Below are 25,287 nucleotides of genomic sequence, written 5' to 3'. Positions count from 1 at the left end.
TCAGCTCATAGGCGCTAGGCGCGCCTGTCCGGCGCGACGGCGCGCCTCGTCCTGGAGGGCCCGGTTGAAGTCACGCTCCTGGACCTGCTTGCGGCGTTCAATGATCATGGCTTTGATTGCCTGAGTGCAGATCCGCTCGATTTCCGCAAAGGAATAGCCTTCCAGCGCTGCGGCGTGCCGCGCAGGATCGAAGGCCGTCGGGACGTTCTTGAATTTTAGCTTGAGAAACCGTCCGATCATCATCGACTCCGGCTTGTCCAACCAGAGGACTTCATCGAAGCGTCTCCAGATAGCAGGGTCCAAGGAGCGATCGAGATTTGTCGCCGCGATCAGGAATCCCTTCGGCTGCATATTGTCGATGAAGAGCAGGAGACTGTTGACGACGCGGCGAAGCTCATTGTGCTCACCACTGTCGTCACGGGTTCGAGCAAGCGCATCGAACTCGTCGAAGAACAGCACGCAGGGCTGTTTGCGGGCAAATTCGAACGTCTTTCTAATATTCGTCGCCGTCTCACCGAGATAGGAAGAGATCAACCGGTCCAACTTCACCCGAAACAACGGAAGGCCCAGTTCAGCTGCGAAAATCTCGGCGCAGAGGGTCTTTCCGCAGCCGGGTGGTCCGCAGAATAGCATTTTCGAGCGTACCTTCAGGCCATGCCGACGGATCTCGTCCGCGCGACGGAACTCCTTGACCAGTCCTAGGAGAACCCTGACGTTCGCGGCGCTCAGGACGATATCGTTGCGATTATGCTCCGGCTCGATACGCTCGACAAAGTCAGCGGCCGCTTCGGGGAACGGGATGAGAGGTGCAAGAGCTTTCGGAGCGGACTGCGGCCGTTGAGGTCCGGCCTCGAGGGTTTTTCTCAAGGTTCGAGCCAAGGCACGGTTGTTCTTTTTCTCCTCCTCGTCGATGATCTGCTCGGCCACAGCGCGAAAATCGTCATCGCGCCCGTAACTCGCCAGCAATTTCTTCATCAACTCGCCGCGTGCCATTTGTCGCCCGTCTTATCCCCTGCGCTCGAATCACAGCCCAGTATCATTTTTTCAAGGTGAAGTTACCATCCGATTTAGACAATAACCTTCGTACGGATTTAGTTTCAGCACAGCGAATTTGAAGAGAGGTGAGGCATTGTCCACTTCCTACAGCGGCCAGCTCGAGTGATTCTGACGAATTTCCTCGTCGTCGACGACTTGACCGGCGGAGCGCAAGGCAGGGGAGCAGTCGGTCCCGCATGTCATTCGGATCATTGTGTTGGTGCACCTGCGGCTGCTCTGACCCCAACCCGAGCGTGGCGCGAATTCCCGCTTTCCCGCGCGGGCGCATCGCTATACTGAAAGCTCCGATATGTTTCGTCGTTTCTGTGATGCGTGCGCCCGTCGCACGCGGGCGATCTTTGCCGTATTCGCCGTCATGACGATTTCCAGTTTAGGATCCGACTTTCTACCTCGATGGTCATCCAGTCATAGATTGGATCGGCGCTATCGCCCTCAAGGTGCGGGGGAGGCCGGCCGCCCGCTAAAGTCAGCTTGTTATACGTCAGGTGCGCGAGGTCGGTCGCATCTTTTCTGGGCCACCATTCCCGCAGGGTGGTTTCGATATCGACATGCGGGCCGCTTTGTTCTCCGACGAGGGAAAAGAGGACGCGAGCGATATTGGCCAGACGCCCATCGCCGGAAGCAAACAGGTACCGACGTGAGGGTTCCTGCACAATGGCATCCTGCACCCTCCTCGTAAAATCGCTGAGATGCGTTTCGTTTTTCGCCGGCAGTTGTTTGGTTTCGTCGACCCAATCGGTAAGCCTGGGATACTTGCCCTGCCATTTTCCCAGCCACTGGGCGAGATCGGCACGTGCCTCGGCGAGATCCCGGCGATCGTAGATCCAGCGTAGTTCCTGCAGGCAGTCGTCGTCGGCCTTGCACGGCAGATCATCGAGCGCATTCCTGAGGAAATGCACGTAGCAGCGCTGATGGGCAGCTGCGTTGAGCACTTCGCGAATGGCGGCGCGCAAGCCGGCATGATCGTCGGCGACAACAGACTCAACGCCGTGAAGGCCTCGCGTCGTCAGGCCAAGCAGGAAGTCCTTCCATGACGAGCTGCTCTCGCGATTGGCCATCTCGACAGCCAGGACCTGACAGCGGCCGTCCCAGTCGATCCCGATCGCAATCAGCACCGCTTGGCTCCTGACTACGCCAGCTTCGCGCACCTTCTCATAGCGGGCATCGTGGATGAGGTAAGGGAAAGGCTCGGGAAGCAGTCGCTTGGCAAAAGCCTTGAGGCTTTCGTCCAGCCGCTTGCTGATCGCCGAAATCGCCGAAGCGGAGAAGGCATGCCCACACAGTTCTTCCGTGATCGCCTTCACCTTCCGTGTCGAGACACCCTGGACGTACATCTCCACCAAGGTCGAAACGAGGGCCTGTTCAGAACGCTGATAGCGCTCGAACAGCTCGGTGGAAAAGCGGCCCGAACGATCCTGCGGCACGCGCAGTTCCAGCTTGCCGACGCGGGTGATCAGCGTGCGGCCATAGCCCCCGAACGGTAGCCCAGCCGCTCCGAGGTGCGTACGCTCTTCGAAGCGCCCAAAGCCTGCTCCATCTCGGCTTCCAGCACTACCTGCATCATCACGCGGATGATCTCCCGCGGGCCATCGGGATTGGAAGGAATGTCTTTGACTGCGGCGCTGACTGTCGTCTTGGTCATGGCGACGTTCCTCATCAGGGAATCAGGTGGCTTGAACATCACCAGCTTGCCATGACCGCCCTCATTTCGGAATTTGCAGAACTTTCAGCACACTACCTGACCCTCGCCCTCGCGAACCGGCTACAGCGGACCACCATAAGTGCGGGGCGGTTTGGGGGCGGCGGCTTATTTTATGGGGTCGTAAGTTCTGATCCCTTCAAGATCATCACGGCAACGCGCATACCTAATTGTGAAACCATCACCTAAAGGTCACAGAAAACCTCTTTGTGAGCTGAGCAGAACCGCGCGTTCGCGGCCGAGATGCCGTTAGTGGATCGACATTCTTCTACAATTGGTGGTGCACTCAATTGTCGAATTTTTTCCGGAGCATTTACGAACGGCCTGATCAACCAGCCGGGCCAGCCGAAGCGAGCTTCCTGCTCAGGTTCCAGTAACGGTTGGAATGCGCGGCGCTGTTTCGTTCTGCTGGACGCGAGCGGCCACAGCAACCGTCAGCGCCTGCGCCAAACACATAGGCGCCGCGAGCGAACGCGAGAAGGTATAATCGTGCTCGGGTACGGCAAACAGGATCTTCGCCGATTTGGCGAGCGGGGAGAGCGTGCTGTCGGAGATGGCGACAATCGGCACACCAGTCTTTGCCGCCTCCTCGACGATGTTGACGACTTCAGTCGCGTAAAAGCGGAAAGAAACGGCGATGAGGACATCCTCCGTCCGCATCGTGCGCGCCATGTGAGTGGCCAGCCCGCCGCCCGGATCGAGCAGGATGCAGCGCTTGCCGAGCATGGTCAGGATATAACGCAGAAGATCGACCACCGGGGAAGACCGCAGCTGGCCTATCATATAAACCGTCTCGGCCCCTTCGATCGCATCTGCAGCAATCGCAAGATCCTCAGCGCTGATGCGCGCCAGCAATTCTTGCAGGGAGGCGATGTCGCGCACCACAAGGTCGTGCAGGAAACCATATTCGGACCGGTCCTCGCGGTTCTGCAACTCGTCTCCGAGCGCGCGAACCCTGGCTTCGAAGCCCGGCGCGGCTGTCGTCAGGCGCTTCTGGAACAGAAGCTGCAGTTCCTTGAAACCCTTGTAGCCGAGCGCCTGTGCGAAACGCACGAAACTCGATGCGTGCATGCCGCAACGCTCGGCGATCGTGTTGACCGATTGCACCGCGACTTCATTCGGGTTCTGTGTCAGGTAGACGGAAATCGCTTGGTATGTCTTGCTCATCTGAGCATGACGTTCATGGATCAGACGTATCAGCTCTTCATAATCTTTGGGGGCGTCGTCTGGCTGCGTCTGGTGCTTCATGGCCGGATCTTGCAATAATTGTTGCAAAACGCAAACAAAATGAATGGACGCATCGGATTGCCGAGGCTGGCGACGAGGATTTTCCGAGACATCAAGGTCCTCATGAGCGGGTAGACGTCCGGGAGAAAGCCGGACGCCCCGACGGCAGGGCGGCGGCACAGTCAGGCGAGAACGCTCGTCCACTGACGCATGGATGACGAACGCTGGATCGTCTCGACCAGTTGCTGGATGCGCAGGCCGGCGCCAAAGCCGAAGGGTTCGGGGATCTCGCCGGCGATGGCGCGCATATATCCCTCGATCTCGATTGCCTTCAGGTCGTTGAAGCCGAGCTGATGCCCGGAGGCGACGCAGAAACGGCCATAGGGCGGATGGTCGGGCGAGGCTTCGATCCTGCGGAAGCCACGACGGCCCGACGGGTCGGCGTTCGAATAGAAATGCAGCTCGTTGAAGCGTTCCTGTGTAAAGGCCAGCGCCCCCTTCGTGCCGTAGACCTCGAAATCATGCTGCATCTTGCGGCCGGTAGCGATCCAGTTGCCCTCGATGGAGCCTTGTGCGCCGTTGGCAAAGCGCAGGAAGGCACGGCCGACGTCATCGACTTCCACCGTGCGTGTGCCGCCCCTGCCGTCGGGCCGCTCGCTGATCATGGTGACGCAGTCGCCCATGACTTCGCTGATCGGGCCGAGCAGGAATTCAGCAGTTGCAAGCGCATGGCTGCCGATGTCGGCCAGCGCTCCGCCGCCTGCAGGATCGTGGCGGAAGGTGAAAGCGCCGGACGCATCCGCCATATAGTCTTCAGCATGAAGCCCGCGATAGCCACGGATGTCGCCCAGTTCGCCGGTGGCGATCATTTCACGGGCAAGGCGCAGCATCGGATTGCACAAATAGTTGAAGCCGACCTGCGTCTTGACGCCTTTCGCTTTCGCCGCCGCGGCCATCTCGCGTGCGTCGGCAGAAAGCGGCGCCAGCGGCTTTTCGCAATAGACATGCTTGCCGGCGGCAATGGCGGCGAGCGCCATCTCCTTGTGCAGCGCATTCGGCGCGGTGATGTCGATGATATCGATCTCGGGGTTGGACACCAGCGTTCGCCAGTCGGCGCTGGCATGAACGAAGCCGAAATCGGCCGCCGCGCGGGCGGCCGCCTCTTCGGTGATATCGGCGACGGTGTGCATCTCCAGCCGGTAAGGCAGGTCGAAGACCTTTTGCGCCGAAGCAAAGCCGAAGACGTGGGCCTTGCCCATGAAGCCGGTGCCGATCAGGCCGATACGGAGGAGGGGTTTTTCAGACACGTGCGAAATCCGGATTGACGACAAGCTGCGGGTCGATGGTGCCCGCAAGAAAATTGACAGCGTTCTCGATCGCAGCGATGGCCATGCGTTCGCCGCATTCGGCTGTCAGCCCGGCGATATGCGGCGACAGGATTGCGTTAGGATGGGCAAAAAGCGGAGAGCCGTTCACGGGCGGCTCGTCGTCAAACACGTCCACGCCGGCAGCACCCACCTGGCCGGAGGCGAGCGCGTCGGCAAGCGCCTGTTCGCTAACGACGCCGCCGCGCGCGGTGTTGACGAGGACGACCCCCCGCTTCATGCGGGCGATCTCGGCTGCGCCGATGGCGGGCTTGTCTGCTTTCGGGATATGGACCGAGATGCAGTCAGCCCAGGCCATTCCCTCGTCGAGCGGAACGGGCCTGACCATTCCGTCCGGCCAGCCGGCCTTTTCCAGGAAGGGATCATAGGCGCGGATCTGCATCCCGAACCCCGATGCCATGCGGGCAAGATGACGCCCGATCCGGCCATAGCCGATGATCAGCAGGTTCTTGCCCGAGATTTCCTGCTGCTCCAGTCTGTTTCGCCAGCCCCATTGGCCCGGCTCGCGCACGGCCCGGTCGGCGAGTAGCACGCGTTTTGCTCCGGCCAGCAGCTGCATCATGGCGTGCTCGGCGACCGACACGGAGTTCACGTCGCCGACAATTGTCAAAGCGATCCCGCGCCTGTTGAGGGCGGGAAGGTCGACCGAGTCGTAGCCGACGCCATGACGTGAAACGACCTTCAGCCGCTCCGCCTGGGCAATCGTCGCCACCGACAGCGGCTGCGTGCGGATCACCAGCGCGTCCGCCTTGGCGATCAGCGGCGCATAGGACGGTTCGGAGACCTCCTCGATATAATCCACGGAGAAGCCTCGCGTCTTAAGGTCGCTCAGCAGGGCCTCGCCAGAGGGATGGAGTTTCCCGGCGGCCAGAAGGTGCGGCATCAATAGGCTCCTTTCGTGGCCTCGGCAGGAGTGGAACCAGTCAAGTCGCGCCATGTTTTGACCGAGGCGGCCGCCGCGGCGGCCAGAAGGCGGCTGTCGCCCGAAACGGTGGTGAGGTCGAAGCCCCAGCCGATGGCGCGGGCCGCATAGTCCGGCGTACCGCAATGCAGACAGGCGCGGATGCTGTTCGCCTTGCAGGCCGCAAGAATGCGCTTGATGAGGTCGATCATCTCCGGTTCCTCGCGGTCGAAGCCGGGCGGCAGCCTGCCTTCCTGCGTGCCGAGGGTGAGATCGGCGGGGCCGACATAGATGCCGTCGAGGCCGGGCGTCGCCGCGATGGAGTCCAGATTGTCGACGCCCTGCTGCGTCTCGATCATCGCAAGCGCCAAGACCTCGCCGTTTGCGGCAGGCCCGTAGCTGCCATAAGCGAAGGCCGCGCGCGTCGGGCCGAAGCTGCGTTGTCCCTGCGGCGGGTACCGCAGGTAGCTGACGAACTCCGCGGCCTCTTCTGCAGAGTTCACCATCGGGCAGATGATCCCCTGCGCGCCGGCGTCCAATGCCTTCATGATGATGCCCGGCTCGCGCCACGGCACACGCGCCATCGGCGTGACGCCAGAGGCCCGCATGGCCTGAAACATCGGCAGTACGGACGAATAATCCAGAGCGCCGTGCTGGATATCGATGGTCACGGCATCATAGCCCTGCGCGGCCATGATCTCTGCGGTGAAAGGGTTGCCGATCGACAGCCAGCCGTTGATGGCTGGCCGGCCTTCGGACCATTGCTGCTTCAGCCTGTTGGTGAACATGTCAGATCCTCAGAAGACCATCTGGGCGAGCTTGGTGTCGAGGTAATCATCGATCCCCTCGATGCCGCCCTCTCTGCCCATGCCCGAATGGTTGGTACCGCCGAACGGCGCCTCGGAGGCGGCCAAGGCAAAGCTGTTGATGCCGACCATGCCCGATTTCAGCGCCGCCACCGTGCGCCTGGCGCGATCGGGCGAGCGGGTGAAGGCATAAGCGGAAAGCCCCATGTCGGAGGCGTTGGCGCGTGTCAGCGCCTCGTCCTCACTGGAAAACCGGGTAATCGCCGCGATCGGTCCGAAATTCTCCTCGGCGAAGACCTTCATGTCGTCAGTGACGCCGACGAGAATGGTGGGCTCGAAGAAGAAGCCGCTGTTGAGATGGGCGGGACGATTGCCGCCGTGGACGATCGTAGCACCAGCGCGAACCGCGTCTTGAACGATGCCGTCGATCTCCTGAAGCCGGCCGGCGTTGATCAGCGGCCCCATGCCGGTCTCGGGATCGAGCCCGTCGCCGAGTTTGATTTTCGCTGTGCGGGCGACGAAACCATCGACGAACGCGTCATGCAGGCTATCATGGACGAAGATCCGGTCGGGCGTGACGCAGACCTGGCCACAATTGGCGAATTTTGTCGGCACGGTCAGGTCCAGCGCCGTCTCCAGGTCCGCGTCGTCATAGACGATCAGCGGCGCATTGCCTCCGAGCTCCATCGAGACTTTCTTGACCGTATCGGCGGCATCGCGGATCATCTGCTGGCCGACGCGGGTCGAGCCGGTCAGCGACACCTTACGCACGCGGGTGTCGGCCATGATCGGTGCATAGGTGTTGCCGGTCGAGCCAACGACGAGGTTAACGGCCCCATCCGGCAGGTTGGTGGCCCTGAGGCAATCGACCATCACCATCGCCACGCCCGGCGTCTGCGAGGAGGGCCTCAGCACAACCGGGCAGCCTGCCGCAAGGGCGGGGGCCAACTTGCGCGCCGGCAGGGCTGCAGGGAAATTCCAAGCGGTAAAGGCGCCGACGATGCCGATCGGCTCGCGGCTGACCTCGAACCGTCCCCCAGGCACGCGGCTGTCGATGATACGGCCATAGATGCGGCGCGCCTCCTCGGCGAACCAGCGAAACTGATCGCAGGCCAGCCCCCATTCCCGGCCCGCCTGGGCGAGCGGCTTGCCGGTCTCGGCGGAGATCATCCTTGCCGCCTCGTCGGCCCGACGGACCATCTCGTCGGAGGCCTTGTGCAACGCGTCGGCCCGCGCAAAACCGCCCATGGCGCGCAATTTCGGCAGGGCAGTCGCGGCGGCGTCGAGCGCGGTGCGAGTTTCTTCAGTGGTGGCCAAGGGCACGGTGCCCAATGCCTTTTCAGTAACAGGAGAGATGACTGCTCCCGTTGCGGTGCCGGGCATCCAGCGACCGTTTATGAAAAGTCCGAATTGCGCGTACATGGTTCACCCGATTTCGCTGGTGTTTACGGTCCGCCCTTCGGCAATGGAGCGCAGTGCCGCTTCGGCAAGGATCAGCGCCTGACGGCCGTCCTCGAAACTGACCTCAGGCGGCGTTTTCTGTTCGACCGCATCGACGAAGGCGCCGATTTCGGCAGCAAATGCTGCGCCGTATCGCTCGATGAAGAAATTCATCAGCGGCGCGCCTTGATCGGTTTGGCTGTCGGTATAAAGGCGCAGATTGTTGAGCGTGTGGTTTTCCGAAATCGCCATGCCGCCGCTGCCAAATGCCTCCACGCGCTGGTCATAGCCGTAGACTGCGCGCCGCGAGTTGTTGATGATCGCTTGCTTTCCCGATGTGGTTTTCAGCACCACGGTCACCGTGTCGTAATCATTGCAACGCTCCATCAGCGCCGGATCGACCAGACGCGAACCGGTCGCGAAGACCTCGGTCACTTTTTCGTCGAGAATGAACCGCGCCAGATCGAAGTCGTGGATCGTCATGTCGCGGAAGATGCCACCCGAGACTTCGATATAGGCGTCCGGCGCCATGCCGGGATCGCGGGAGGTGATGATGACTTGATGCAGATGGCCTAGCTTGCCAGTCTTGACGGCCTGGCGCAATGCGCTGTGTCCGGCGTCGAAGCGGCGTACGAAGCCGAGCATGACCGGCACATTGCTCCCCGCAATTCTTGTTGCGCAGGCATGGACGCGATCGAGCGACAGGTCGATCGGCTTTTCGCACAAAACGGGTTTTCCGGCCGCCACGGCCTGTTCGATCAGATCGGCATGCGTTGCGGTCGAGGTGGCGATCAGCACTGCATCGACGTCGGCCGACGCGAATATCGCATCGGCCGAATCGAAGCGGGGAACGCCCAATTTTTCCGATATTTCCACGGCCGCCGGCACATGCACATCGAAGATGCCGGCAAGCGCTGCGCGCGGATGAGCGGCGATGTTTTCCGCATGCATGCGACCGATGCGGCCCACGCCAAGCACTGCAATTTTCAGCATTCAATTTCCTCCCGAGGTGTTATGCAATAATCATTGCAAACTGTTCTATTTGTCAATATGTATTCCGGAACAACATAACATTCCATCCGCAGGAGGAGGCGAGATGACCCGCAAGACTGTGCGCCTGACCATGGCTCAGGCCCTTGTCCGTTACCTTTGCAATCAGTTCACCGATATCGAGGGCGAGCGCGTACCGCTTTTTGCCGGCGTCTTTGCGATCTTTGGCCATGGTAACGTCACCTGCCTGTCCGAGGCGCTGGAAACCGTGCAGGACAGGCTGCCGACGTGGCGCGGCCAGAACGAACAGTCGATGGCGCTCGCCGCCATCGGCTTTGCCAAGGCGAAACGTCGCCGACAGATCATGGTCGCGGCAACCTCGATCGGACCGGGTGCGCTCAACATGGTGACCGCGGCCGGCGTCGCCATGGCCAACCGTCTGCCGGTGCTGTTGCTTGCGGGCGATACCTTCGCCAGCCGCCTGCCCGATCCCGTGCTGCAGCAGGTCGAACACTTCGGCGACCCGACGATCACCGCCAACGATGCCTTCAAGTCGGTCGTGCGCTATTGGGACCGGATCGTGTTGCCGGAACAGATCCTGCAATCGCTGCCGCAGGCGGTCGCAACGATGCTCGACCCAGCCGATTGCGGCCCTGCCTTCATCGGTCTGGCGCAGGACACCCAGGAAGTTGCCTTCGACTATCCGGAAGTGTTTTTCGAGCCGAAGGTCTGGAAGATCCCACGCCCGCGACCCGACCGCGATACGGTCATCGCGGCGGCCGAACTGCTGAAGACCGCGAACCGTCCGCTGATCATCTCGGGCGGCGGCGTGCGCTATTCGCTTGCTGAGGAAAAGGTCGCCGAATTCGCCGCGAAACGGGGAATTCCCGTGGTCGAGACGATCGCCGGCAAGGGCGCGCTGACTCATGACCATCCGGTGCATGCCGGGCCGATCGGCATCGTGGGCTCGACCTCCGCTAACGCGCTTGCGAAAGACGCGGATGTGATCCTGGCGATCGGCACGCGCCTGCAGGACTTCACCACCGGTTCGTGGACGGCCTTTTCGCAAGAAGCGCAGTTCATCTCGATCAATGCGGCGCGCTTCGATGCGGTCAAGCATCGGTCGCTGTCAGTGGTCGGCGATGCGTTGGAAACCGTGGCCGAGCTCGACGTCGCACTCGGCGACTATAAGGCCGCGGCGGACCTGATGCCGCGCGCCAAGGCATTGTTTGCCGAATGGGACAAGCTCCTCGATGAGCATCAATTCCCGACCAATGCGCCGGTTCCCTCCTATGCGCAGGTGGTTGGTGTGCTGAACAAGGTAGCCCGCCCGGAGGATACGCTGATCGCCGCCGCCGGCGGCACGCCGGGCGAGGTGGTCAAGGGCTGGCGGGTCAAGAACCCGAACACCTTCGATTGCGAGTTCGGCTTCTCCTGCATGGGTTATGAAATCCCTGCAGGCTGGGGCTCAGCCATGGCCCAGGAAGGGCCTGGTGGCACTGGCGGCACACCGATCGTCATGATCGGCGACGGCACGTACATGATGATGAACTCGGACATCTATTCGGCGGCGCTGACGGGACACAAGCTGATCGTCGTCGTCTGCGACAATGGCGGCTTTGCGGTCATCAATCGTCTGCAGCAGGCCAAAGGCGTTCCGGGTTTCAACAATCTGCTCACCGATTCCCGTGTCCAAAACCGGGAAAACCCGCTCCACGTCGATTTCGTCAAGCATGCGGAGGCCATGGGCGCAAAGGCCCGCAAGGCCGAAAGCCTCGCCGACCTCGAGGACGCAATGAAGTGGGCGCAGGGCAATGACGGCATCACCGTGATCTCGATCGTTTCGGACGCTCGGAAATGGGTGCCGGGCGACGCCGACTGGGACGTCGGCGTTCCCGCCGTATCAAGCTTTGAAACCGTCCGCGCTGCCCGCGCGGCACAAGAGAAAATCCGCGAAGCGCAGCGTTTGGGTGTCTGAGATGAAGGCAAGATTGGGAATTGCGCCGATTGCATGGTGGAACGACGACCTCGCGGAACTCTCCGATGACGTCAGCCTCGAGGAATGCCTGCGGCAGGCTTCCGAAGCCGGCTTCACCGGCATGGAGACCGGCCGCCGGTTTCCGATGGACATGGAGGAACTGGGGCCGATCCTGTCCCGCTATGGAATATCCGTCTGCGGCGGCTGGTTCTCCGGCCTGCTGCTCGACGGCGACATCGAGGCCGAGAAGGAGCGCATCGCGCAGCAGATGGCCTTCTTCATCGCCGCGGGCGCGCCCTGCATCGTCTATGGCGAGACCGCGCGCTCCATCCAGGGCATCCGCTCCGCGCCGCTTGCGACGAAGCCAAAGCTTTCCGAGACGGAGATGGCGGCCTATGGCCGCAAGATTTCGGACTTCGCCGACTGGTGCGCCAGGCAGGGAATGCCGATTTGCTACCATCACCATATGGCGGCGGCGGTCGAGACCGAGGCGGAACTCGATCTGTTGATGAGGCACTCTTCAGTGCCGCTTTTGTTCGACGCCGGGCACATGGCCTTTGCCGGCGGCGATGTCATGCGGGTCATCGACAACCACCACGCCCGGATCACCCATGTCCACACCAAGGACATCCGCCGCGCGGTCGTGGATGGGCTGGATCGCAGCAAGGAGAGCTTCCTCGATGCGGTCATCAAGGGTGCCTTCACAGTGCCGGGCGACGGCAGCCTCGATTTCGAGGCAATCGTCAAGGCGCTGGCCGCCAAGGGCTACGAGGGCTGGTTCGTGGTCGAGGCCGAACAGGATCCGGTCAAGAACCCGCCGCTCGCGATGGCTCGCAAGGGCCACAAGGAATTGCTGCGCGTCATGGACGCCGCCGGTTATGAGGTCGTGAAATGAACCGTATCGATGGAAAGATCGCCGTCATCACCGGCGGCACGCAGGGGCTGGGTGCTGCGATCGCCCGAATTTTCGCGCAAGCCGGTGCCGCCGGCCTGGTGATCGTTGGACGCGACGGCGCCAAGGGCGCCAAGGTGGCGGACCAGATCGCCGCCGAGCACGGAATACCCGTGCTGGTCGTGGCGGCCGATCTGGGTGACATCCCAGACGTCCGGCGCGTGCTGGCCGAAACCGACGAACGGTTCGGCCGGGTGGATATCCTGGTCAATGCCGCCGCGCTGACCGACCGGGGCAATCTGCTGAACACTACGCCTGACCTTTTCGACCGGATCTTCGCCGTGAACGTGCGCGCGCCGTTCTTCCTGATGCAGGACGCTGTGCAGATCATGATCCGGGAAGGGATCGAGGGAACGATCGTCAACATCGGCTCGGCGTCGGAACACGCCGGCCAGCCGTTCATCGCACCCTATTGCGCTTCGAAAGGTGCGCTTGCGACGCTGACGCGCAATTCCGGCTTTGCGCTGATGCGCAACCGCATCCGGGTCAACCAGCTCGACATCGGCTGGATGAACTCCGACCACGAGCGCGCGCTGCAGGCGGCGGAAACCGGAGATCCGCAAGCGATCGACCGGGCCGCAGCGGAACTGCCTTTCGGACGCCTGCTCGATCCGGCCGAGGTTGCACTTGCTGTCCTCTGGGCGGCTTCCGGCGACAGCGGGATGATGACGGGATCGGTGATCCACTACGACCAGTCCGTCTGGGGCGGCTATGACGGCCAGGCTCCGGCACCTGCCAAGCGGCTCGGGGAGTAAGCGATGCGCACGATCAAGGGACCAGGCGTTTTTCTCGCTCAGTTCGCGGCCGACGACGCGCCCTACAACTCCTTGCCGAGCCTTGCGAAATGGGCAGCGGACAAGGGCTTCAAGGGCGTGCAGATCCCGACCTGGGATACCCGTCTCATCGACATGAAAAAGGCTGCGACAAGCGACGCCTATTGCGACGAACTGAAGGGCATGCTGGCCGACTACGGGCTCGAGATCACCGAATTCGCCTCGCATATCACCGGGCAACTGGTGGCGGTGCATCCAGCTCATGACACGATCATGGACAGTTTCGCACCGGAGCATGTGCGCGGCAATCCGGCCGGACGGCGGGCCTGGGCCGAGGAGCAGCTTGGATATGCCGCCCGCGCCTCGAAGCGGCTCGGGATCGACCGGCACGTGACGTTTTCCGGCGCTCTTCTGTGGCCCTATCTCTATCCCTATCCGCAATGGCCGGAGGGACTGGTCGAGGAGGGGTTCGAAGAGCTTGCGAAGCGCTGGACGCCGATTCTCAACGACTTCGACGCACATGGCGTCGATGTCTGCTACGAGATCCACCCCTGCGAAGACCTGCACGACGGCCATAGCTGGGAAATGTTCCTCGACAAGGTGAAGGAGCACCCACGCGCCAGCCTGATGTATGATCCGTCGCATTTCGTGCTGCAGGCGCTCGACTATCTCGCCTTCATCGACCACTACCATGAACGTATCAGGGCCTTCCATGTGAAGGACGCCGAGTTTCGCCCTGACGGCAAGTCGGGCGCCTACGGCGGATATCAGCCATGGTCGAAGCGGGCCGGGCGCTTTCGCAGTCCCGGTGACGGACAGGTCGATTTCGGTGCGATCTTCACCAAGCTCACCACCTACGGCTTCGATGGCTGGGCAGTGCTCGAATGGGAGTGCTTCGTGAAGAACCCCGAGGACGGTGCCGCCGAGGGCGCGCGCTTCATCGCCGATCATATCATCCGCGTCTCGGACCGGGCTTTTGATGATTTCGTCAAATCCGGCGCCAATCGCAATGCCAACCGGGCGATGCTCGGGCTGGAGGCGAAATGAGTACCCAACAACCCTTGCGGCTCGGCATGGTGGGTGGCGGGCAGGGCGCCTATATCGGCAACATCCATCGGCTCGCATCGCGGCTCGACGGACAATGGCAACTTGTGGCCGGTGCTTTTGACGTGGATCCGCAGCGAAGCCGCGAATTCGCGATCGGGCAGGGCCTCGATCCCTCGCGCAGTTATGGCTCTTATCAGGATCTCATCTCAGGCGAGGTCGGGCGCGCGGACCGCGTGGATGCGGTGGCGATCTGCACGCCGAATTACACCCACTATCCAATCGCCAGGGCGCTGATCGAGGCAGGCTTCGACGTGATCTGCGAGAAGCCGCTGACGGCAACGCTTGAAGACGCTGTGGCACTTGAAAAACTCGCCCGCGCATCCGGCCGGTTTGTCGGTGTGACCTACACCTACTCGGGCTATCCGATGGTCCATGAGGCGCGCGTGCGCGTTGCACGGGGCGAGATCGGGACGATCCGCTCCGTACAGGTCGAATATCCGCTCGAATGGATGGCGACGGCGATCGAGCAGAAGGGCAACGCCCAAGCGGCATGGCGCACCGACCCGAAGAAGAACGGCCGGGGCGGTTCGATAGGCGATATCGGCACCCATGCCTATCATCTGGCGGGTTTTGTGACGGGATTGAAGTTGGATGCTCTCACTGCCGACCTTGCGACCTTCGTTGAGGGCCGGGCTCTCGACGACAATGCGCATGTGATGATGCGCTATCAGGGCGGGGCGCGAGGCCTGTTGTGGTCTTCTCAGGTCGCTTTGGGGAACTCGAACGGCGTGCGGCTGCGCGTCTTCGGCTCCAGCGGATCGTTTCAATGGTTCCAGGAGCAGCCGAACGAATTGATCTATGCGCCGCTGGAAGGCCGCGTCCAGATCATCAAGCGCGGCGCCGACGACTTGTCGGAAGACGCGAAGGTCCGCAGCCGGACCCCGCCCGGTCATCCGGAAGGTTATCTGGAAGCCTTCGCGAACTTGTATGCAGGCTTCGCCGAAGCGATCCGCGCACAGAAGGAAAATCGCGAGCCAGGTGCGGTCGGTCGGAATGTGCCGCTCGCCTATGACGGCTTGAAGGGCGTCGCCTTCGTTGAGGCCGTGGTCGACAGCGCGGAAGCAACGATCCAACCGTGGATTCGACCGGTCGTGGTCTGACAGACACCGTCGCCGCCGGCGACGATGCCCTTGGAGGGCGATCCATTGAAGGGTCGCCTTTTCAAAGACCGCAATTATAGCGCGTATGAAGAAGGATTTGCGAATGAGGCGGTTCAGTCGATACCCCGTTCAGATTGTCTCTTATCCATCGCGCCGCCGAGGTCAGCTCACCGGCAAAGTCGTGCGATATGACGTAATCCATGCTGCCCGATTCCAGCAACGCGCGGGAATGGTTGGAGAGTTCGTGCCCGACGAACACGGTCTCCTGAGCCTTGCCTATGTGTTCGAGAGCCTTGGCAACGCCGCGATTGGCGCCGGCAACATTGTAGATCGCCGCCGGATGGCCGTTCGCCTCGAAATAGCGAAGCAACTGCTCACATGTGTTCTCGGGCCGCTCGTCGGAGATCACACGCTCCTCAATCTTGAGATGCGGGAAGTCGGAGCGGAGGACCCTGCGGAACCCCATTTCACGCTCCTGTTGGCAGCGGAAGGGAACGCTCATCACGATCAGGATGCTGTTGCGCTCTTTCGGCAGGGCGTTGCCGATCAAAAGCGCAGCGACGCTTCCGGCCGCATACTGGTCGTTGCCGACGAAGGCGCTCCGGCGCGAACTCGGCAAATCGGTCGTCAGGCAAACCACAGGAATCCCGGCTGTTCGCAGTTTGCGTATGGCACGGTTGACGGCGGGATGTTCTCGCGAAATGACCACGACGCCGTCGGCGTCGCCGCCCTCCTGCTCGATGCCGCGTGCAAAAGCGACGGGGTCGAGTTCGCTCGTCGCCACATAGAGGCCCTCGATCTTGATGCCCGGAAGCGTCCGGTTCACGTCGGTCACGGCGCCCGCCATCGCCGCGTTGAAGGTCTCGCCGGACTCGCAGAAGAGACGGATCTGCAGCGGCATATCCTTGTCCGTATTTTCGTTTCTGAGCTTTTCCAGGGCAGCGAGAATGCGCGCTCTGGTTTTATCGCGAACGCCGCTGCGGTTGTTGAGAACTCTGTCCACTGTCGCCACGCCGACGCCTGCGAGACGAGCAATTTCGTGGACTGTCGGACCTTTCCAGGCGCCGTTCGAGGAACGCTTGCTCAGGACTACCTCCATTCGTGATGTAATTGCCATCATATCGTAGAAGAATTAGGCATATAAGCCGTTAGATTCCAGTAAATTAAGATTTATCTGTGCAGTGCAGCATAATTGATGTTTATACCATCATAAAACAGCCATCGTAAAGCTTGAATGATGGAAAATCAATCCGGATAATCGCACCGTCCAACTGAGGAGGAGGAACCTATGAAACTGAAAAAATTGATGATGCTTTCGAGCTTATTGGTTGCAACCGCATTGAGCAGCGCAAGCAACGCTCAGGAGAGCGGGAAGCAATATCGTTTCGTCATGGTCTCTCATATCGGATCAAACGATCCGAATATGAACTGGCTGACGACATCGCTGAAGGAGTTCGAGAAGAGGTATCCGAACGTCAAGACCGAGTATATTTCAACCAACAACTATTCGGTCCAGGAGCACGTTCGTCTTCTCGAGCAGGCGATCGCCACCCACCCCGATGGCATTGCCGTGCCGATCGTCAGCTCCGACGCCTTCGAAGGCCCTCTGCGCAAAGCAATCGAGGAAGGCATCCCGGTCGTCGCCTTCAACATTCCTGACAGCCGGCCGGCCGGGGAGCGCATTCCCTATCTGACCTATGTCGGCGGTGACGAATACCTGACGGGCAAGAAACTCGGCGAATACGCGATCGAGCAGGCCAAGGAAGGCAAGATCCCGACGCCGAAGCATGTGGTTTGCGCCAGCCACGATTCGGCTCACCAAGGTCTGAAAGCACGCTGCAAGGGCATGCAGGACGCCATGGCGACGGTTGGTGCCAAGTTCGATGAGTTGTTCATCGGCGCGGAGCCGGCAACGGCGCGCAACACATTGCAATCCTTCCTGCAGGCCAATCCGGACACCAACTACATCTTTACGGTTGCCGGCTGGTCGTCACCCTGGGCCTGGGGCGTCGCCAACGACATGAAGCTCGATCCCGATGTCGACGACAAAGGCATGACGATCCTCACGGTTGACGAGGGTCCGGTCTCGATCGAAGGCGTGCGCGCGGGACATATACTCGCGACCAATAGCCAGGGCTTCTGGCTGCAGGGCTACGCACCTATGGAATGGCTCCTGTGGAACAAGGAGTTCGGATACGCGCCCCAGAGCGATATCCTGACCGGCCCGATCATCATCGACAAGGACAACGCCGATCAATGGGCCAAGCAGGTTGGCGGCGTGTTCGGTGACAAGGCCTACAACGAGCAGAACACCTGGTAGGAGTTCCTCCCGAAGCCGGGCAGCCGAGCCTATTGAAGGTTCGGCTGCCCTCATTCGATTGCGCCTCAAGCGCAGTTCTAATCAGCGAGTCCAAGCCTCATGAAGCATCTTCTGCGAAACCAGGGCCTCGGCGCAATTGTCGGTGTCGTCGTCATGTTTGCCGCCTTCACGGTGATCGATTTCTCGGGTTGGTGGACCGTTCAGACGATATCGAACGTCACCCAATTCACAGCGATTCTTGCCTTCGTGGCCATGGGCCAGGCGCTGATCATCATGACCAGGGAGATCGACCTTTCGGTCGGTTCCGTCTATGGCCTCACCGGGGTCGCCTTCATCACCATGGAGCCGGCGCTCGGCGTTCCCGGCTCCCTTGTCCTGGCGCTGGTCATTGCGGTGGTGGCGGGCCTCATCCAGGGTATCGCGGTCGTCAAGGGACAGTTGCCATCGATGATCGTCACGCTCGGCGGTCTCTTCACGGCGCGCGGTATCATCTATGTGTGGACCGGCGGCTCGGTCCATAATTTCTCGCCTGATGCGCGCAGCCATGCGCTGACGCTGCTTCTGGGCGGCAGCCTCTTCGGCGTCGAAGCTGCGATCTACTGGCTGATCCTGGTCGCTGCGGTTCTTGCCTTTGTGTTGTGGGCGACGCCGTTCGGTAACCGTCTTCTGGCGACGGGCGGCAGCCGGGAGAGCGCGGAATCGCGCGGCGTCCAGACCGATCGCATCAAGATCGCAACGTTCATCCTCTGCTCCCTGCTGGCGGGCTTCGCCGGCATCTTGACCCTGTGCAACCAACCGCAGACCCACGTAACGCTCGGCGAAAACATGGAGCTCGAGGCGATCGCCGCCGCGGTCATCGGCGGCTGCCTGTTGACCGGCGGACGCGGCTCGATCCTTGGCGCCATACTCGGGGCGCTCATCGTCGTCAGCCTGCGCTACGAACTGATCGCGCTCGGCGCGCCATCGTCCTGGTACATCACCTTCGTCGGCGCCGTGCTCATCATCGCAATCATCTTCAACCAGAAACTGGCCCGCTTCCTCGGGCACAGCGTTTGATGCGGGAGGACGCTCAAATGACAAACAATCACCCGCTCATTCAGGTCAAGAACCTCGACCTCTATTTCGGCGCCTTCCATGCCCTGAAGAATGTCTCGGTCGATTTTCACGCCGGCGAACTGGTCGGTCTGGTCGGCGACAACGGCGCCGGCAAGACGACGCTGATCCGCGTTCTGTGCGGGATTCATGCTCCGACATCCGGAGAGGTCTTCTTCGACGGTAAGAAAGTCGAGAGGTTTCACCCGAAGCTTGCCATCGACCAGGGGATCGAGACGATCCAGCAATCCGTCGGACTTTGCGACAACCTCTCGATTGCACGCAATTTCTACCTTGGACGGGAACCCGTCAAACGCATCCTCGGCATCCCCTTTCTCGATTTCGGCAAGATGCGCGAAAAGTCCACCCGGGTCATCCGGCAGTTCGGCCTTCGCGAGAATGTGTCGGCCGACGACGAGGTGGAGCGCCTCTCCGGCGGCGAGCGCCAGTCGGTCAAGATCGGTCGTGCCGTCGAGTTTAAAAACCGGGTCATCATCATGGACGAGCCGACCAACCATCTGTCGGTGCGCGAGCGCGAGCATGTCAACGAGATTGCCGTGCAGCTCAAGGAGCAGGGGTTGCTCGTCATCTATATCACCCATGACATCTTCCAGGTCCACAAGCTGGCGGACCGTATCGTCATCATGGAAAACGGCGAGAAAGTCGCTGATGCGTCAACCGACGCCATGACCGCCGAAGCGCTTGAGGACGTCATCCGCCAGGGCGGTCGCGTCGTCGAAAAGAAGGAGACGGTCTGATGGCACTATCGTCTGCAAAACCGCTCATTCGGCGTCACGCGGAGATCGGCATTTTGCTGATCGGCGTCGTTTTGGTCGCCATATTCGCCGCGACCTCGAACGGTAACTGGGCCAATCTCTACAATATCGGGACGATCCTGCAGGTGACCGCAACTTTGGGCTTGATGAGCCTTGGCGTCGCGCTGGTGATCGGAACCGGGGAGATCGATATTTCGGTCGGGTCGACCTTCGGGATGGGGGCGCTGGCTTATCTCTGGCTTGCGGCGCGGGTCGATCCATCGGTCGCCGTCATCGCCGCGATGCTGGTCGGCGCAGCGATCGGCCTGATCAACGGTCTGCTCGTCACGCGCAGTGGTACGCCGTCCCTCATCATCACGCTCGGCACTCTGATGATCTTTCGTGGCATTGCCATCGCGCTGACGGAAGGTTTCTCGTTCTCCATTCCCTATGCGGCCCGCAAGGGTTGGACCTACGTCGTGCTCGGCGGGGGTGACGTCTTCAACTTCAACACGGCGCTCTGCTGGCTCATCGCAGTGTTCATTGTTCTCTGGGTAATCCTGAAGGCAATGCCGTTTGGCAACCGGCTTCTCGCTGTCGGCGGCTCCGCCGAGAGCGCCCATTCCCGCGGCGTCCGGGTGGGCCGCATCAAACTGTCCGCCTTCGTCATCTGCGGCATGCTCGCTGCCTTCGGCGGAGCGCTGGAAGCCGGCAAGCTTGGCTTTGCGGATGGCTCGATGGGGCGGCTCATGGAACTCCAGGCGATCGCCTCCTGTGTGCTGGGCGGCTGTTTGCTTGCCGGCGGACGCATTTCCTTGATCGGCGCGCTGATGGGCGCATTCGTGCTGTCTTCCATCCAATCCTATCTCGTCGTCATGGGTGTGCAGCCGCAGTGGTTCATCCTGATATTGGGGGTGATCGTAGTGCTCGCGGCCTATGGCGACCGGTCCCTCCGCCAATGGGCTCTCAAGAAATAAGGATATCGGAATGTCAATCAGAATAGCGATCATCGGTGCCGGCATCATGGGGGCGGACCATGCCCGGATCGTCGCCGAAGATCTGCCGGGAGCAACCTTGCAGGTGGTGTGCGATGCCGCCCCGGAGCGCGCCCGAAAGATAGCGGAAGAATGCGGCGCTGCCGATGTCGCTGCCGATCCGGTCGAGACCATAAGGCGAAGCGACGTCGATGCCATCCTGATCGCGAGCCCCGATGAAACGCATGCGCCGCTGTCGCTTGCCGCGATCGAGGCTGGGAAGCCGGCTCTGTGCGAGAAGCCACTGTCACAGAGCGCGAAGGAGTGCCTGGACGTGATCGACGCCGAAGTGTCGCGCGGTCGTCAATTCGTTCAGCTCGGTTTCATGCGTCGCTTCGATCCCGCCTATCGCAATATGAAAGCGATGCTTGACGATGGCGCGCTTGGTCGCGCGCTCATGATGCACAACTTCCACCGCAACGTCGAAGCGCCGCCGAACTTCACCGGACAGATGGCGATTACCAACTCCGCGCCCCACGAATTCGATGTCGCGCGCTTTGTGCTGGGCGCCGACTACACGGCAATTTCAGTCTTCCAGCCGGCGGGCGTCGACGCCTCAAGGACCGGAGCACCGGTATTCATGGTGCTCGAGACTGACAAAGGTCAGCTTGTGAACATCGAAATCAACAACAATGCGGCCTATGGCTACGACGTACGGGGTGAGCTTGTCGGCGAGAAGGGATCGATCCTTCTCAATTCTCCTACCCCCACGCGCCAGAACGGCCAAATGATGGCCTATGAGCGCTATGCGCCCGATTGGCGTTCTCGCTTCGCGGAAGCGTACCGGTTGCAGAACAAGGCGTTCTTGAACTTCGTTCGCACCGGCGTGTTCCCGGCCATCGCTTCCAATGCCTGGGACGGCTATTGCGCCGCCCTTATCGCGGAAGCCGGCGTCGAGGCGCTCCGGGCGGGTGAGCGCGCCACAATAGCGAAGACGAACAAACCGCCTCTCTATAACCGATAAAAGGGATCCACTCATGAAACTCGGCTTCGTCTCCGACAGCCTCGGCGGCATGTCCTTTGAAGCGCTTCTCGACAACGCGGCTCGACTTGGTGTCTCGGGGGTCGAGGTCAATACGGGCGGCTGGTCGACCGCGCCGCATTTCGATCTGCAATCTATGAAGGCGAGCGCTGATGCGCGTCGCGACTTCGCGAAGGCGTTCGAAAATCGTGGTCTGGAGATCATCGCCCTCAACGCCAACGGCAACCCCTTGCATCCGGCCCAGCCGGAACAGGCTGAATGCCTCAAGGATACGATCCGTATCGCCGGCGACATGGGAATCAAGACGGTGTGCGCCATGTCCGGCCTGCCCGCCGGCCGTGAAGGCGATCTCATGCCGAACTGGGTCATTTCCTCTTGGCCACCGGAAACGCAGGCTATCCTCCGTTACCAGTGGCAGGAAAAGCTTTTGCCGTTTTGGACGGAGATCGCTGCTCTCGCGAAAGAGAACGGCGTCGAGCGCATCGCACTGGAATTGCATGGCAACCAGTATGTCTACAATGTGCCGTCGCTCCTGAAACTGCGCGCGGCGGTCGGTCCCGTCATTGGCGCTAATCTCGATCCATCGCACCTGTTCTGGATGGGGGCCGACCCGCTGATGGCTGCCGAAGCACTGGGCGAGGCGATCCATCATGTGCATGCGAAGGATACGATGCTCAACGGCCCGGTTCAGGCCACGACATCCCTGCTTGAAAATGGCTCGTTGATGAACCTTCCAGCGCGCAGCTGGTCCTATATCACTCTTGGCTTCGGCCATGGCGAGGAATGGTGGAGGCAGTTCTGCTACCGGTTGAAGATGGCGGGCTATGACGGTTGGCTGTCGGTCGAGCACGAGGATGTGGTACTCAATAGTGTCGAAGGGTTGGAAAAGTCTATCGCACTCCTCAAGGGCGTGATGCCCGTAGCCGCGAGCGACTTCAAGCCTCAAGCGATATGATCAGCGACAGACGATACCGTGTCGACACAAGATTTGGGGTCGCGCCAAAAAGAGAACATGTCTACTTAAACGCAATAAAATCGTTTAAATGAAGCGCTTTGTAACATGCTCTTATCAAAAGCATGGAGATCGCGGGTCCCTGGTTCGAGTCTCTTCAAGGCGGGGTTCCGCATCCCCTTTTGGGGTCCGAACTTTTTTGAATCCTTGCTTGCCTCGTGACGATGCCCATCGTCGAGCGCTTGTCCCGCGCGCCTGAGGATCGGTAGGTCGGAGATCCATCACGCTTCTAGAAATGAAACGCTTTGTCTTCGGCAACGTTCTCGACCCGCTTGTGGCGCACGCGCCAGTCGCCAGCTTCCGTCCTGGTGAGCCATGGCGTAGGAGATCAGCTTTGGCAGATGCTCGTCATATTCCATGATTTCCATAGGCGCGCGGACTTGAGTTTGCTTGCCTCGCTCGACGGAGCGATGCGCATAAGCAGGATGTAGTAGGTGACGATGATGTCATCGCCCGGTCCGGCGTCGATTACGTGGTTGCAGTTGTGCAGCCGATGGTGATGGGCTCGTAGCCCTTCAGGAACGCCACCAATTCGTCCTTGCCGGCGCTTCGGCCAAGCGGATGATCAACGACCACGTCGTCCGAGAACGCCGCAAGCAGTTCCTCCGGTTGCCAGCGGTCGAACAGGAAATTGACCCGGTTCACAAAATCGATAGCCTCGAACCGGGTGACGGCGTGGATGCGCCGCTTCGGTTGGGCGAGCGGCATGGCACTGGTGCTCATGGAAAATTCCTTTCGCAGAGGTTGGAGGGCAATACGTCGCCGCGGCCTAGAGAGGTGAGGGGTTTAAGGAGCTGGAGAACTGACGGACGAGCCTTTGGAGGGAGCGCTAGACGAGCGAATCCACGACGCCCCCGTCGACTCTCAGCGCCGCACCGGTCGTTGCGGAGGCGAGGGGGGAGGCGACATAGACCACCATGTTCGCGACTTCCTCGACCGTTGCCGGCCGCTCGATGATGGAGGTCGGACGATGCGTCTTGACGAAGTCGATGCCGACTTGCTCGATGGACCGCTCGGCCGTGACGTGCTCTTTGAGCATCTCGGCGGCGCCTTCGGACATGGTCGGGCCCGGCAGCACCGAATTCACCGTCACTCCCGTGCCAGCCATGCGCTTGGCGAGACCGCGCGCAACCGCCACGTCTGCGGTCTTGCTGACGCCGTAGTGGATCATCTCGACAGGAATATTGAAGGCGGATTCTGATCCGAGGAAGATGAAGCGCCCCCACGATTTGGCAGCCATTTTCGGGAGGTAGGCGCGCGCCAGGCGCACGCCGGCCATGACGTTGACCTGCCAGTGGCGGTCCCAGATCGCATTGTCGGTCTCGAAGAAATCCAGCGGCTGAAAAATCCCGAGGTTGCTGACGACGATGTCCGGCTCGGGTTCGGCCCGGATCATGGCCTCACATCCCTCGGCGCTGGCGAGGTCGAGCGCATGACCGCGCGCACGGCCGCCGAGGCGCGCCACCGCCACATCGACCTTTTGCCGGGTGCGGCCGTTGATAATGACTGCTGCGCCCGCCTCATGGAGTCCACGGGCGATCGCAAATCCGATGCCTTCGGTGGATCCTGTAACGAGGGCGACTTTACCTGAAAGGTCGATGTTCACTTGCTTCTCCTGAAAGATCGGCCGGGCGGCGCGATCATCGCGCCGCCACCAGCGTCTTGGTCAGAGCCGGCGCTTCCGACCCGGTGATTCCGATGTTCCGTGGGTCCGCGCCGGAGCGGCTTACGCCGCCGCGTCCAGCGTATTGAAGGCGGCCCGGTGCGACGTGACGAAGTCCTGAACGGTCATCGGCGGCACGCCCGTCACTTCGGCGATGATCGTGTCGGCGCCCGAGAAGATGCCGTTCTGGTAATCGAGGGCGATCGCGCAGAAATGCTGGATCAAAAATTCCGGCAGGCCGAGTTTTTCAAGGCGATCACGATAGGCGGGGATGGTTAGCGGCTGGTATCTGATCTTGCGGCCGAGCACCTCGCTGATGGCTGCGGCGATGCCCGGCTGGTCGAGCTCGGTCGGTCCATGAAGCGTGTAGGTCTTGCCGATATGCGCGGCCGGCTCGACCAGCAGCGCTGCAATCAGGCGGGCCTGGTCCTCGGCAGCGATGGGAGCATGACGGCCAGCGCCATAGGGCAGGTCGATGATGCTCTGTTCGACGATCGTCTTGCGCGCAAACGGGTAGAGCAGCCATTGCGAGAAGAAGGTTGGCCGCAGGTGGATGGTGGGAACGCCCGACCAGTCGAAGACCCGCTCGGCGATCCAGTGATCGCGCGCCGCATGACTTTTGGAGTCCTCGCGCGCGGAGATCTGCGACATGTTGATTACGGCCTTGAGGCCGGCGCGCCTGGCCGCATCGGCGAAATATGCTGTGGTCTGGATGATGCCGGGACGGACGGGATAGCAGAAATAGGCGGCAGTGGTGCCGGCGGCGGCGCGGATCACGTCGTCATGCTCGAAGAGGTCGCCGACCACGACCTCGGCGCCTGCGCTGCGAAGCGCTTCGGCTCGCTCGTCTTCCCTGTGGACCATCGCGCGGACAGCGTGGCCCTTCTCGATCAGCCGTTGGACGGTGTAGCGGCCGGTCTCACCGGTCGCGCCGGTAACGAGGAACTTGTCAGTCATTTTTATCTCCTTGTGTTCGGTTGCGTCAGCATGTGTGTAATTGCACACTTCCGGGTAA

Annotated in this window: 22 protein-coding genes and 1 pseudogene; 11 read left to right on the top strand and 12 right to left on the bottom strand. The window is 61.3% G+C overall.

All coding sequences use genetic code 11. The features are described from left to right. From FHX09_RS22180 to iolG, 8 genes and pseudogenes are all read right to left on the bottom strand, one after another. Nucleotides 1-975 carry an ATP-binding protein gene (locus tag FHX09_RS22180; protein WP_245505477.1) on the bottom strand — a complete coding sequence of 325 codons (975 nt, stop codon included), beginning with the start codon at nt 973-975 and terminating at the stop codon, nt 1-3. A gap of 800 nt (nt 976-1,775) precedes the next feature. Beyond that, nucleotides 1,776-2,698, bottom strand: a pseudogene (locus FHX09_RS22175) (IS256 family transposase); the annotation flags it as partial. A gap of 420 nt (nt 2,699-3,118) precedes the next feature. Next, on the bottom strand, nt 3,119-4,003 hold the full coding sequence (locus tag FHX09_RS22170) for a MurR/RpiR family transcriptional regulator (protein WP_132590496.1): 885 nt from the start codon (nt 4,001-4,003) through the stop codon (nt 3,119-3,121). Nucleotides 4,004-4,164: 161 nt separating this feature from the next. Further along, nucleotides 4,165-5,289 carry a Gfo/Idh/MocA family oxidoreductase gene (locus tag FHX09_RS22165; protein WP_132590498.1) on the bottom strand — a complete coding sequence of 375 codons (1,125 nt, stop codon included), beginning with the start codon at nt 5,287-5,289 and terminating at the stop codon, nt 4,165-4,167. Beyond that, on the bottom strand, nt 5,282-6,250 hold the full coding sequence (locus tag FHX09_RS22160; RefSeq protein WP_132590500.1) for a hydroxyacid dehydrogenase: 969 nt from the start codon (nt 6,248-6,250) through the stop codon (nt 5,282-5,284). The genes FHX09_RS22165 and FHX09_RS22160 overlap by 8 nt, the downstream gene beginning before the upstream one ends. Beyond that, entirely contained in the window at nt 6,250-7,056 is an 807-nt protein-coding gene (locus FHX09_RS22155) for an aldolase/citrate lyase family protein (RefSeq protein WP_132590502.1), read from the bottom strand. Before FHX09_RS22155 ends, FHX09_RS22160 begins: the two co-directional genes overlap by 1 nt. Before the next feature lie 9 nt (nt 7,057-7,065). Continuing rightward, nucleotides 7,066-8,496 (bottom strand): NAD-dependent succinate-semialdehyde dehydrogenase, encoded by a 1,431-nt coding sequence (locus FHX09_RS22150; RefSeq protein WP_184450642.1) that lies wholly within the window; start codon nt 8,494-8,496, stop codon nt 7,066-7,068. Between the two features lie 3 nt (nt 8,497-8,499). Then, nucleotides 8,500-9,507 carry an inositol 2-dehydrogenase gene (iolG, locus tag FHX09_RS22145; RefSeq protein WP_132590506.1) on the bottom strand — a complete coding sequence of 336 codons (1,008 nt, stop codon included), beginning with the start codon at nt 9,505-9,507 and terminating at the stop codon, nt 8,500-8,502. Between the two features lie 103 nt (nt 9,508-9,610). Between iolG and iolD the strand changes: the two genes are divergently transcribed. From iolD to FHX09_RS22120, 5 genes are read left to right on the top strand one after another with little or no spacing between them, the layout of a single operon-like run. Next, the gene (iolD, locus tag FHX09_RS22140; RefSeq protein WP_132590508.1) at nt 9,611-11,482 is read left to right on the top strand and encodes a 3D-(3,5/4)-trihydroxycyclohexane-1,2-dione acylhydrolase (decyclizing); all 1,872 of its coding nucleotides are present in this window, start codon (nt 9,611-9,613) and stop codon (nt 11,480-11,482) included. 1 nt (nt 11,483) lies between these two features. Next, nucleotides 11,484-12,377 (top strand): myo-inosose-2 dehydratase, encoded by an 894-nt coding sequence (gene iolE / locus FHX09_RS22135; protein WP_132590510.1) that lies wholly within the window; start codon nt 11,484-11,486, stop codon nt 12,375-12,377. Continuing rightward, the gene (locus FHX09_RS22130; protein ID WP_132590512.1) at nt 12,374-13,189 is read left to right on the top strand and encodes an SDR family oxidoreductase; all 816 of its coding nucleotides are present in this window, start codon (nt 12,374-12,376) and stop codon (nt 13,187-13,189) included. The genes iolE and FHX09_RS22130 overlap by 4 nt, the downstream gene beginning before the upstream one ends. Before the next feature lie 3 nt (nt 13,190-13,192). Then, a complete protein-coding gene (locus FHX09_RS22125; RefSeq protein ID WP_132590514.1) occupies nt 13,193-14,254 on the top strand; it encodes a sugar phosphate isomerase/epimerase in 1,062 nt (353 codons plus the stop codon). A gap of 26 nt (nt 14,255-14,280) precedes the next feature. Next, the gene (locus FHX09_RS22120; protein ID WP_132590638.1) at nt 14,281-15,414 is read left to right on the top strand and encodes a Gfo/Idh/MocA family oxidoreductase; all 1,134 of its coding nucleotides are present in this window, start codon (nt 14,281-14,283) and stop codon (nt 15,412-15,414) included. Between the two features lie 61 nt (nt 15,415-15,475). Here the strand turns inward: FHX09_RS22120 and FHX09_RS22115 are convergent, their stop codons facing one another. After that, nucleotides 15,476-16,513 (bottom strand): LacI family DNA-binding transcriptional regulator, encoded by a 1,038-nt coding sequence (locus FHX09_RS22115; protein ID WP_245505478.1) that lies wholly within the window; start codon nt 16,511-16,513, stop codon nt 15,476-15,478. Between the two features lie 189 nt (nt 16,514-16,702). Between FHX09_RS22115 and FHX09_RS22110 the strand changes: the two genes are divergently transcribed. From FHX09_RS22110 to FHX09_RS22085, 6 genes are all read left to right on the top strand, one after another. After that, a complete protein-coding gene (locus FHX09_RS22110; RefSeq protein ID WP_132590518.1) occupies nt 16,703-17,734 on the top strand; it encodes a sugar ABC transporter substrate-binding protein in 1,032 nt (343 codons plus the stop codon). A 99-nt stretch (nt 17,735-17,833) separates the two neighbouring features. Next, nucleotides 17,834-18,790 (top strand): ABC transporter permease, encoded by a 957-nt coding sequence (locus FHX09_RS22105; protein WP_132590520.1) that lies wholly within the window; start codon nt 17,834-17,836, stop codon nt 18,788-18,790. Nucleotides 18,791-18,807: 17 nt separating this feature from the next. Further along, a complete protein-coding gene (locus tag FHX09_RS22100) occupies nt 18,808-19,584 on the top strand; it encodes an ATP-binding cassette domain-containing protein (protein WP_132590522.1) in 777 nt (258 codons plus the stop codon). Then, complete coding sequence (locus tag FHX09_RS22095) at nt 19,584-20,558, top strand: ABC transporter permease (RefSeq protein ID WP_132590524.1); 975 nt, start codon at nt 19,584-19,586, stop codon at nt 20,556-20,558. The genes FHX09_RS22100 and FHX09_RS22095 overlap by 1 nt, the downstream gene beginning before the upstream one ends. A 10-nt stretch (nt 20,559-20,568) precedes the next feature. Then, nucleotides 20,569-21,579, top strand: a complete 1,011-nt coding sequence (locus FHX09_RS22090) for a Gfo/Idh/MocA family oxidoreductase (RefSeq protein WP_184450640.1) — start codon at nt 20,569-20,571, stop codon at nt 21,577-21,579. A gap of 13 nt (nt 21,580-21,592) precedes the next feature. After that, a complete protein-coding gene (locus FHX09_RS22085) occupies nt 21,593-22,552 on the top strand; it encodes a sugar phosphate isomerase/epimerase (RefSeq protein ID WP_132590528.1) in 960 nt (319 codons plus the stop codon). Between the two features lie 525 nt (nt 22,553-23,077). Here FHX09_RS22085 and FHX09_RS30040 read toward each other — a convergent pair. From FHX09_RS30040 to FHX09_RS22070, 3 genes are all read right to left on the bottom strand, one after another. After that, nucleotides 23,078-23,332, bottom strand: coding sequence for a nuclear transport factor 2 family protein (locus FHX09_RS30040; protein ID WP_245505479.1), 255 nt, complete (start codon nt 23,330-23,332; stop codon nt 23,078-23,080). 106 nt (nt 23,333-23,438) lie between these two features. Next, a complete protein-coding gene (locus FHX09_RS22075; RefSeq protein WP_132590530.1) occupies nt 23,439-24,215 on the bottom strand; it encodes an SDR family oxidoreductase in 777 nt (258 codons plus the stop codon). 120 nt (nt 24,216-24,335) lie between these two features. Next, nucleotides 24,336-25,229 (bottom strand): NmrA family NAD(P)-binding protein, encoded by an 894-nt coding sequence (locus tag FHX09_RS22070; protein ID WP_132590532.1) that lies wholly within the window; start codon nt 25,227-25,229, stop codon nt 24,336-24,338. Nucleotides 25,230-25,287 lie beyond the last annotated feature (58 nt).

It is taken from the genome of Rhizobium sp. BK538 (assembly GCF_014197575.1).
Taxonomy (GTDB): Bacteria; Pseudomonadota; Alphaproteobacteria; order Rhizobiales; family Rhizobiaceae; genus Rhizobium.
Note: the sequence above shows the minus strand (reverse complement) of the source record. Positions and strands in the feature narration are given on the sequence as shown.

Bases quoted from the DNA above. Each gene is read 5' to 3' on its own strand.
- FHX09_RS22170 (WP_132590496.1), bottom strand. From the start codon at position 4,003: ATGAAGCACCAGACGCAGCCAGACGACGCCCCCAAAGATTATGAAGAG.
- FHX09_RS30040 (WP_245505479.1), bottom strand. From the start codon at position 23,332: ATGAGCACCAGTGCCATGCCGCTCGCCCAACCGAAGCGGCGCATCCAC.
- FHX09_RS22160 (WP_132590500.1), bottom strand. From the start codon at position 6,250: ATGCCGCACCTTCTGGCCGCCGGGAAACTCCATCCCTCTGGCGAGGCC.
- FHX09_RS22070 (WP_132590532.1), bottom strand. From the start codon at position 25,229: ATGACTGACAAGTTCCTCGTTACCGGCGCGACCGGTGAGACCGGCCGC.
- FHX09_RS22090 (WP_184450640.1), top strand. From the start codon at position 20,569: ATGTCAATCAGAATAGCGATCATCGGTGCCGGCATCATGGGGGCGGAC.
- FHX09_RS22120 (WP_132590638.1), top strand. From the start codon at position 14,281: ATGGTGGGTGGCGGGCAGGGCGCCTATATCGGCAACATCCATCGGCTC.
- FHX09_RS22110 (WP_132590518.1), top strand. From the start codon at position 16,703: ATGAAACTGAAAAAATTGATGATGCTTTCGAGCTTATTGGTTGCAACC.
- FHX09_RS22130 (WP_132590512.1), top strand. From the start codon at position 12,374: ATGAACCGTATCGATGGAAAGATCGCCGTCATCACCGGCGGCACGCAG.
- FHX09_RS22150 (WP_184450642.1), bottom strand. From the start codon at position 8,496: ATGTACGCGCAATTCGGACTTTTCATAAACGGTCGCTGGATGCCCGGC.
- iolG (WP_132590506.1), bottom strand. From the start codon at position 9,507: ATGCTGAAAATTGCAGTGCTTGGCGTGGGCCGCATCGGTCGCATGCAT.
- FHX09_RS22155 (WP_132590502.1), bottom strand. From the start codon at position 7,056: ATGTTCACCAACAGGCTGAAGCAGCAATGGTCCGAAGGCCGGCCAGCC.
- FHX09_RS22100 (WP_132590522.1), top strand. From the start codon at position 18,808: ATGACAAACAATCACCCGCTCATTCAGGTCAAGAACCTCGACCTCTAT.
- FHX09_RS22105 (WP_132590520.1), top strand. From the start codon at position 17,834: ATGAAGCATCTTCTGCGAAACCAGGGCCTCGGCGCAATTGTCGGTGTC.
- FHX09_RS22125 (WP_132590514.1), top strand. From the start codon at position 13,193: ATGCGCACGATCAAGGGACCAGGCGTTTTTCTCGCTCAGTTCGCGGCC.
- iolD (WP_132590508.1), top strand. From the start codon at position 9,611: ATGACCCGCAAGACTGTGCGCCTGACCATGGCTCAGGCCCTTGTCCGT.
- iolE (WP_132590510.1), top strand. From the start codon at position 11,484: ATGAAGGCAAGATTGGGAATTGCGCCGATTGCATGGTGGAACGACGAC.
- FHX09_RS22085 (WP_132590528.1), top strand. From the start codon at position 21,593: ATGAAACTCGGCTTCGTCTCCGACAGCCTCGGCGGCATGTCCTTTGAA.
- FHX09_RS22095 (WP_132590524.1), top strand. From the start codon at position 19,584: ATGGCACTATCGTCTGCAAAACCGCTCATTCGGCGTCACGCGGAGATC.
- FHX09_RS22115 (WP_245505478.1), bottom strand. From the start codon at position 16,513: ATGGAGGTAGTCCTGAGCAAGCGTTCCTCGAACGGCGCCTGGAAAGGT.
- FHX09_RS22180 (WP_245505477.1), bottom strand. From the start codon at position 975: ATGAAGAAATTGCTGGCGAGTTACGGGCGCGATGACGATTTTCGCGCT.